Source organism: Albidovulum sp., assembly GCF_049646345.1.
Taxonomy (GTDB): domain Bacteria; phylum Pseudomonadota; class Alphaproteobacteria; order Rhodobacterales; family Rhodobacteraceae; genus Albidovulum.
Genome location: NZ_JBARVQ010000044.1, coordinates 1 through 7289, shown reverse-complemented (window position 1 = coordinate 7289; position 7289 = coordinate 1). Strand labels below are relative to the sequence as shown.

General features: G+C 63.7%; 8 protein-coding genes. 4 read left to right on the top strand and 4 right to left on the bottom strand.

Annotated features, from left to right (window positions below; all coding sequences use genetic code 11):
* The 3 genes from WBB85_RS01145 to WBB85_RS01135 all read right to left on the bottom strand — a co-directional run.
* On the bottom strand, positions 1 to 1056 hold a 1056-nt coding region (locus WBB85_RS01145; protein ID WP_432636788.1), incomplete at its 3' end, for a peptide chain release factor 3.
* A 132-nt stretch (positions 1057 to 1188) separates the two neighbouring features.
* Positions 1189 to 2196: a Hint domain-containing protein gene (locus WBB85_RS01140; protein WP_432636787.1), complete on the bottom strand. Its 1008-nt coding sequence runs from the start codon at positions 2194 to 2196 to the stop codon at positions 1189 to 1191.
* Positions 2197 to 2241: 45 nt separating this feature from the next.
* On the bottom strand, positions 2242 to 3159 hold the full coding sequence (locus tag WBB85_RS01135) for a LysR substrate-binding domain-containing protein (protein ID WP_432636786.1): 918 nt from the start codon (positions 3157 to 3159) through the stop codon (positions 2242 to 2244).
* Between the two features lie 102 nt (positions 3160 to 3261).
* Between WBB85_RS01135 and WBB85_RS01130 the strand changes: the two genes are divergently transcribed.
* The 4 genes from WBB85_RS01130 (at position 3262) to WBB85_RS01115 (ending at position 6822) form a co-directional block, all read left to right on the top strand.
* Entirely contained in the window at positions 3262 to 3744 is a 483-nt protein-coding gene (locus tag WBB85_RS01130; RefSeq protein WP_432636785.1) for a cupin domain-containing protein, read from the top strand.
* A 122-nt stretch (positions 3745 to 3866) separates the two neighbouring features.
* Complete coding sequence (locus tag WBB85_RS01125; RefSeq protein ID WP_432636784.1) at positions 3867 to 4646, top strand: SDR family oxidoreductase; 780 nt, start codon at positions 3867 to 3869, stop codon at positions 4644 to 4646.
* Between the two features lie 161 nt (positions 4647 to 4807).
* The gene (locus WBB85_RS01120) at positions 4808 to 5884 is read left to right on the top strand and encodes an ABC transporter ATP-binding protein (protein WP_432636783.1); all 1077 of its coding nucleotides are present in this window, start codon (positions 4808 to 4810) and stop codon (positions 5882 to 5884) included.
* A 35-nt stretch (positions 5885 to 5919) separates the two neighbouring features.
* Positions 5920 to 6822 (top strand): glycosyltransferase, encoded by a 903-nt coding sequence (locus tag WBB85_RS01115; RefSeq protein ID WP_432636782.1) that lies wholly within the window; start codon positions 5920 to 5922, stop codon positions 6820 to 6822.
* A gap of 4 nt (positions 6823 to 6826) precedes the next feature.
* Here the strand turns inward: WBB85_RS01115 and WBB85_RS01110 are convergent.
* Positions 6827 to 7289 (bottom strand): helix-turn-helix transcriptional regulator (locus tag WBB85_RS01110; protein WP_432636781.1); only part of this gene is annotated, 463 nt, incomplete at its 5' end.

Below are 7289 nucleotides of genomic sequence, written 5' to 3'. Positions count from 1 at the left end.
CATCACCGGATTGGCGATGGCCATGATTTTCCTGGAACGGACATGCAAAAGCTTCATGCCGCGCTCGAAATGGCCCGAAGCAAGGCGCACGAAAGCCACACGGTCACGGTGCTTGGGGTCCATATTGGCCTGCACCTTGAAGACAAAGCCCGCAACCTTTGGCTCTGCTGCGTCAATGCTGCGTTCGGCGGCCTTTTGCGGCTGGGGCAGGGGGCCGTATTCGGCGATGCCGGACATCAGTTCTTTCACCCCGAAGGAGTTGATCGCCGAGCCGAACCAGATCGGGGTCAGATGGCCTTCCAGAAAACTCTGTCGGTCAAAGGCGGGCAACAATTCGCGCGCCATCTCGACCTCTTCGCGCAGTTTGGCAAGCTGGACCGCGGGGATATGGTCGGCCAGTTTCGGGTCATCCAGTCCGTCGATCTTGATACTTTCGGCCACCCGGTTGCGGTCGGCGCGGTCCATCAATTCCAGCCGGTCATGCAGGATATCATAGCAGCCAAGGAAATCGCGGCCCATGCCGATCGGCCACGAGGCGGGCGTGACGTCAATGGCAAGGTTTTCCTGAATTTCGTCGATGATCTCGAACGTATCGCGTGCCTCGCGGTCCATCTTGTTGCAGAAGGTCAGGATAGGCAGGTCGCGCAGGCGGCAGACCTCAAAGAGCTTGCGGGTCTGGCTTTCCACCCCCTTCGCCCCGTCGATCACCATGACTGCGGCGTCAACGGCGGTCAGCGTCCGGTATGTATCTTCGGAGAAATCGCTGTGGCCGGGCGTGTCGACCAGATTGAAACGGTACTGCCCGAAATCGAAGGACATGGCCGAGGCCGAGACCGAGATGCCCCGGTCCTGTTCCATCTTCATGAAATCCGACCGCGTGCGCCGCGCCTCGCCCTTGGCGCGCACCTGCCCGGCCATCTGGATCGCGCCACCAAAAAGCAGGAACTTTTCGGTCAGCGTGGTCTTGCCCGCATCAGGATGCGAGATGATGGCGAAGGTCCGCCGCCGGGCAATCTCGGCGGGCAGGTCGGGGCGGTTTGAGGGCGTCTGCAACATGGGCGGCATATAGCCTTGGGCGACGGGGAAGGGAAGGGCCGGGAGGGTGCGGACAGCGCCGCCCTGCGCGGTTCCCGCGCAGGGCCCTGGAATGACGTGACGCCGCAGGCGTCTCCATTGGATTACATCTGGTCAGCCGCGTCCCGGGCGGCGCAGGAGCGCATCGCGCGCGGTGTCGTCCAGCAACTCGCGCCCCGCCTCGGTGCCGAAATGCTGGCTCTGGCTCAGTCCCGGGAACCGCGCGCGCACCTCGTCGGCCAGTTCGGCGGGCAGGCGGCTGACTGTGGCCTCGTTGACCATCAGGCTTTCGGCCGGAATGCCCTCGGCATAGACGATCTCATGCCGGTCGAACACCAGACAGCAGTAGTCGACAAACCCGCCTTCGCGCCGCGCCACCCGGTCGCCATCGACCAGATGCCGCGCCTGCACCAGCAGTTCGGCAGTGCCACCCAGCCGCCGACCGCGCTGGTAAATGAAGATGCGGTGATGCGGAGAGACCACGAGATCGGCAAGATTGCCAAGCGCGCCTGCCGCGATGACAACGGGGGCAAAACCGCCGATGGCCCGCATCGTCGCCTTGCCGACCCAACGCACCTTCTGGGCCCCGTGATCGCGGGTCAGCACCTCATCGCCGGGGGTCAGCGCCTCGATCGGGCGTTGCGCGCCGCCGGGCAGGGTGATCATCGTGCCCGCCGCGAATGAGGTGCAGACAATATCGGTAATGCGAATGCCGCCCAGATCCTCATGGCTGGCGATCAGGGTATAATCCGTGCGCGGCGCCAGGGGTGAAAGGGGCAGGGCATAGCCCTCGCCCGTCGCGGCATGACGGACGAAGAGGGTCTCAACCCTGTCACCGTCCGGCGCCATTAGGGCCAGTGCCGACAGAAGGGTGATCATCTCGCCCGGTTGCCCGATCTCGGACCCTTCAGCGATGCAGAGTGCGGCCGGATCGTCGCCGACGGGGCGCAGCATCAGCCGCCTTGCGGTTGCCGACGGCGCGAGGCGATAGACATCACCCGGTTCGCAATGTGCCGCCTCGGCAATCGCATCGCCCAGATTGGCGCCGCTTGTCACCTTCAGAACCTCTGCATCATAGGCATGCGCCGTATGGGCGGGCAGGGGCCGAATTGGATCGGGCATATTGAAATTCCGGATTGTCACTGTCGCGGTGGCCTGTCCCGATTATCAGCCGGGCGGCGCGGACGTCAACGCATCCGCTCCGCCGGTCTGGGCGATCCAGGCCAGAACGCCCCGGACCTCGGGCCGGACCGTCTGTCCATCACGCAGGGCGACGAAGTAACCGCGTTCCGAGGCGGCGGACTGATCGCTGAGCCGGACCAGTGCCCCGGCCTCCAGAAAGGTGTCCAGGAGCCCCGACCAGCAAAGACCGATGCCCTGTCCCGCGAGCAAGGCATTGACCAGCATCGCATAGGTGTTGAAGTCAAGGCTGCGGATATCACCTGGCATCTTCGCGCCCCGCGCCTCGAACCAGCTTGGCCAGTCGTGCCAGAAGCGTCGCGTGCCTTCCATGGTCAGCAAAGTGTGGCCCGTGAAATCCCCGGCCGTTATCGGGGCGGGACTGCGCGCCAAATACAGGGGACTGGCAGCGGCGAATACCTCTTCGCCGAGGATCTTGATCTCATCGGTCCGCGCGCGGTTCGGCGCGCCAAAGCGGATCGCCACATCGCCGGGCCGCCCCGCCTCGCCCTGCTCCATCGAGATGATCCGGATCACGGTGCCCGGAAAGGCTTCCTGCAATTCACCAAGCCGGGGGATCAGCCAGAAGGCCACAAAACCCGAAGGACCGGAAACGGTGACGACCCGCCCCTTGGCCGCACGCCGGATGCGGTCGGTCGCCACCTCGATCAGATCAAAGCCTGCGCGCAGGGCCGCCATCATCTCGCGCCCCGCCTCGGTCATCTGCACCGGCTTGCGAGACCGGTCAAAAAGCGGCGTGCCAAGATCCGCCTCAAGCTGCGCAATACGGCGTGAGATTGCAGGCTGCGAGACATTCAGCTCGCGCGCGGCCCCGGTCAGCGTGCCGTGACGCACGGCGGCATGAAAGGCGGTGAGGCCCGAAAAGGGCGGTAGGCGGGTTTCCATCATAACCTCAGCGTATGATATGGCGATTTTTTCGAACATTGCCGGAATGCCGGAAAAAGGCAATATGGCGGGCATCGACACATCGCCATGGAGGCGCCGAAAATGACCGCACATGCTCAGATCCAGGACGCTTCCGCCAATGTGCTGACCGGCCAGATCACCCATGACCCCGCCGTGAACCTGCCCGACGCGCCGTCTGAACGCGCTTTTACCGTCGATGCGGCGGATGTTGCTTCCGAAGGCGGCACCGATCCCGTCTTCGGCTCGGTCACCTGGAAAACCCTGATCTCGGGCGAGAAAACCAATTCCAGCGAGTTCGTCCTCGGCATTGCCGAATTCGGTCCGGGCGGAACTTTGAACCCGCATGTCCATGCGCCTGCCGAATTCTACCTCGGGCTCAGCGGGTCGGGTATCGTGACCATCGACGGGGTCGCGCATGAGATCGCGCCGGGCGTGGCGGTCTATGTTCCGGGCAATGCCGAACATGGCACTGTCGCGGGGCCCGAAGGCTTGCGTTTCGCCTATGGCTTCGCCGAGGCGGCCTTTACCGGCATCGAATACATCTTCTCTTCCATGGTCGCCTGACGGCCACCGAAATACCGCACCCATTTCGCTCCCCGGCTGGTGTGGTTCCTTGGGGGGCCGGAGCCGCTGGCTTCGGCCCCCATTTTCGTTAAGCTTGCCCCGTCCGGAACAGGAGGGGCGGAATGGATCTCGGAATACGTGGCAAACGGGCGCTGGTCTGCGCGTCGTCAAAGGGGCTCGGGCGGGGATGTGCCGGGGCACTGGCGGCAGCGGGCGTCGATCTGGTGCTGAACGCGCGCGGCGCCGGGACGCTTGAGGCCACCGCCGAGATGTTGCGCGAAACGCATGGCGTCCGCGTGACCGGGATCGCCGCCGATATCACCACCGAGGCAGGCCGTACCGAGGTGCTCGATGCCGCCGGTCCTGTCGATATCCTTGTCACGAATGCCGGCGGTCCGCCGCCGGGCCTCTGGTCCGACTGGGACCGCGAGGATTTCATCCGCGCGCTTGACGCCAATATGCTGACGCCTATCGCGCTGATGACAGCGCTCCTGCCCGGCATGACCGGGCGCGGCTGGGGCAGGGTGGTCAATATCACCTCGCAATCGGTCAAGGCCCCCATCGCCCAGCTCGGCCTCTCCAACGCTGCACGCACCGGGCTGACCGGTTATGTCGCGGGGACGGCGCGGCAGGTGGCCCCGCTTGGTGTCACCATCAACAATCTCTTGCCCGGAATTCACGCGACCGACCGGGCCGATGCGCTTGATGGTGGCGTGGCACAGGCGCAGGGGATCACCCTTGAAGCTGCCCACGCGGCCCGCGCCGCCACGATCCCCGCTCGCCGCTACGGCACCGCGGAAGAATTCGGTGCGATGTGCGCCTTTCTTTGCTCGCAGCATTCAGGTTTCATTGTCGGCCAGAACATCCTGCTTGACGGCGGTGCCATCAACGCCACGTTCTGACCTTCATCTTGGCTGAAATACCTCGGGGGGTGCGGGGGGCTGGCCCCCCGACGGGTCGGCCGAGGCGAAGCCGAGGCCGAACCCCGCATGCTTGCGGGCCACGCCGGGGGCTGCTATCCGGGCGTAAGCCTGAGGAAATCGCTCAGGGTTGGGGATTGCACGTGACCGGAACACCGCCGAGACTTGAGGTCAGCAACCTCGTCCGCCGCTTCGACGGGCGGGTGGTGGTCGATGATGTCTCACTCGCCATCGAGGCGGGGCAGGTGACCTGCCTTCTCGGCCCCTCCGGCTGCGGCAAGTCGACAACGCTGAGGATGATTGCCGGTGTCGACATGCAGGATCAGGGCACGATCCATGTCGATGGCAATCTTATCTGCGACACCGTCTTTCGCATCCCGCCCGAACGGCGCTCCATCGGCCTCATGTTCCAGGATTTCGCGCTCTTCCCACATCTGAATGTCGCCCAGAACATCGCTTTCGGCCTCACTCGCGCCGATGCGGCCGCCCGTGTCGATACGCTTCTCGAACGCGTCTCGCTGTCGGGTTTCGGTCCGAAATACCCGCATGAGCTTTCGGGCGGTGAACAGCAGCGTGTGGCCCTTGCCCGCGCATTGGCCCCGGCCCCCCGCATCCTTCTGATGGACGAACCGTTCTCGGGCCTCGACGAACGGCTGCGCGACGGTATCCGCGACGACACGCTGGCACTTCTGAAAGAGGAAGGCACCGCCGTGCTTCTGGTCACCCATGAACCGCATGAGGCAATGCGCATGGCCGATGAAATTGCTCTGATGCGGGCGGGCAGGATCGTGCAGCAAGGCGCGCCTTACAATATCTACAACGCGCCCGTTGACCGCGAAGCGGCGGCTTTCTTTTCCGATATCAACATCTTGTGGGCAAAAGTTCAGGGCGCTCTGACGCGCACGCCCTTTGGCGAATTCCTCGCCCCCGGTGTGCCGGACGGGACCGAGGTTGAAATCGTCATCCGGCCCCAGCATCTGAAAATCGATTTCGACCGGGCGGGGCGCGGCCCGAACCCGACGCCGACCGACGGCACCGCCGCCCGCGCAAGGGTCGAACGCGCCCGCTTCATGGGCCGCGAAAGTCTGGTGGAATTTCGCATGGATGATGGCGGCGAGGTACTGAAAGCCACGGTTCCCGCCGTGTTCCTGCCGAAACAGGGCACCGTCATGTGGCTGATGATCCGCCGCGACCGTTGCTTTGTGTTCCCGCGAACCTGATAGTGCGACACGGGGGGAAAAGGAGAGGAAGACCGATGTCGGCTGAATTCGCATCGCCAGGCTATAGCAGCCAGTTTCCGGTGCTTGGTATCCTCCGCTTTTCGTTCTTCGGACCCACCGATACGCGGCAAAAGCATCGTGACGAGGCGGATCTGGCCACGCTCTACGATCCCGAGCGGATGGAGACGCGGTTCAATTTCTTTGAAAAGCTCCTGCTTCCCTCCATTAAGGCGCAAACCGATGGTGAGTTCGATTTCGCCGTCGTGTCCTCGGATGTGATGCCGAAGATCTACAAGGAACGGCTGGCCGACGGCCTCTCGGGGTTTTCCCAGGCGCGGTTGATTCTGGCCGAAACGCAATCCTTCCGCAAAGTCGCTGGCCCTCTCATCCTCGCGGCCTGTGAGGCGAGCCGGTCGGGCAATGTCGCGACGTTTCGTGTTGATGACGACGATGCCCTCAGCCGCCACTACATCCGGCGTCTGAGGGATGCCGCATTGGGGGTGCCGCCGAAATCCGTGATCACCTTCCCCAAATCGGTGGGGATGTTCCGCGAAGCCGACGGGTCGCTGGGCGTGACCAAGCGCATGCTCTTATGCGCCAGTCCCGGCCTGTGCCGGATCAACAACGCCCAATACGCGAAAGACCCCTATGCCATGATGCATGGCGGCATCTGGCGACGGTTTCTGACATTGTCGGATCCGGGTTTTCTGTCACATATCCAATCCTATCATACCCATAACGACACAGCCGCGAACACGGACCAGACTGTTGCCGCAATGAAGCGGAGCATCGGCCGCAAGTACAAGAGCGAGGAGTATTGGGCAGGAATCAGGGCCGCATTGGCCGAGGATTTCCCCTCATTCGATCTGCAGTATCTGGCCGATGCCTTCGGCGCGTCGCTCAACAGCCGTCAGGAATCCGCAGCACAGGTTGAGTGACGCCTCAGACAGCGATGCTTGCCACATAGTCCTCTACGGTCTTGCCCGGTTCGGGCATGAAGGCACCGCCATCATGCGTCAGGGATGTGATAAGATCGACTCGTATAACTATGAAATCATTTTCTTTATCGCTCCAGCAGGTCAGGGTCCAGACCTTGCCCCAATAATCCAGATGCAGCGGGCGGACCCGTTCTGCCCCGGCTCCGCGATAGGAAAGCGACAGGGTCAGATGTTCCCGGACCGCGCGGCGGATCAAACCCAGATGGGGCGCGGCGCGGGCGGCTTCGGCGCTCGAAAAGACGAATGTGTCGGACCCTGTATCGCCTGCATCTGCGGCCGAGACGGCGGCGATCTTGGCGCGCAGGCTGGCCGCCGCACGGGTCAGGACCGGATCGGCGGCCCCGCCGACCAGCGAAATGCCCAGCCGCAGCACTTCGAATTCTTCCTTGGTCAGCGCCATCGGGGGC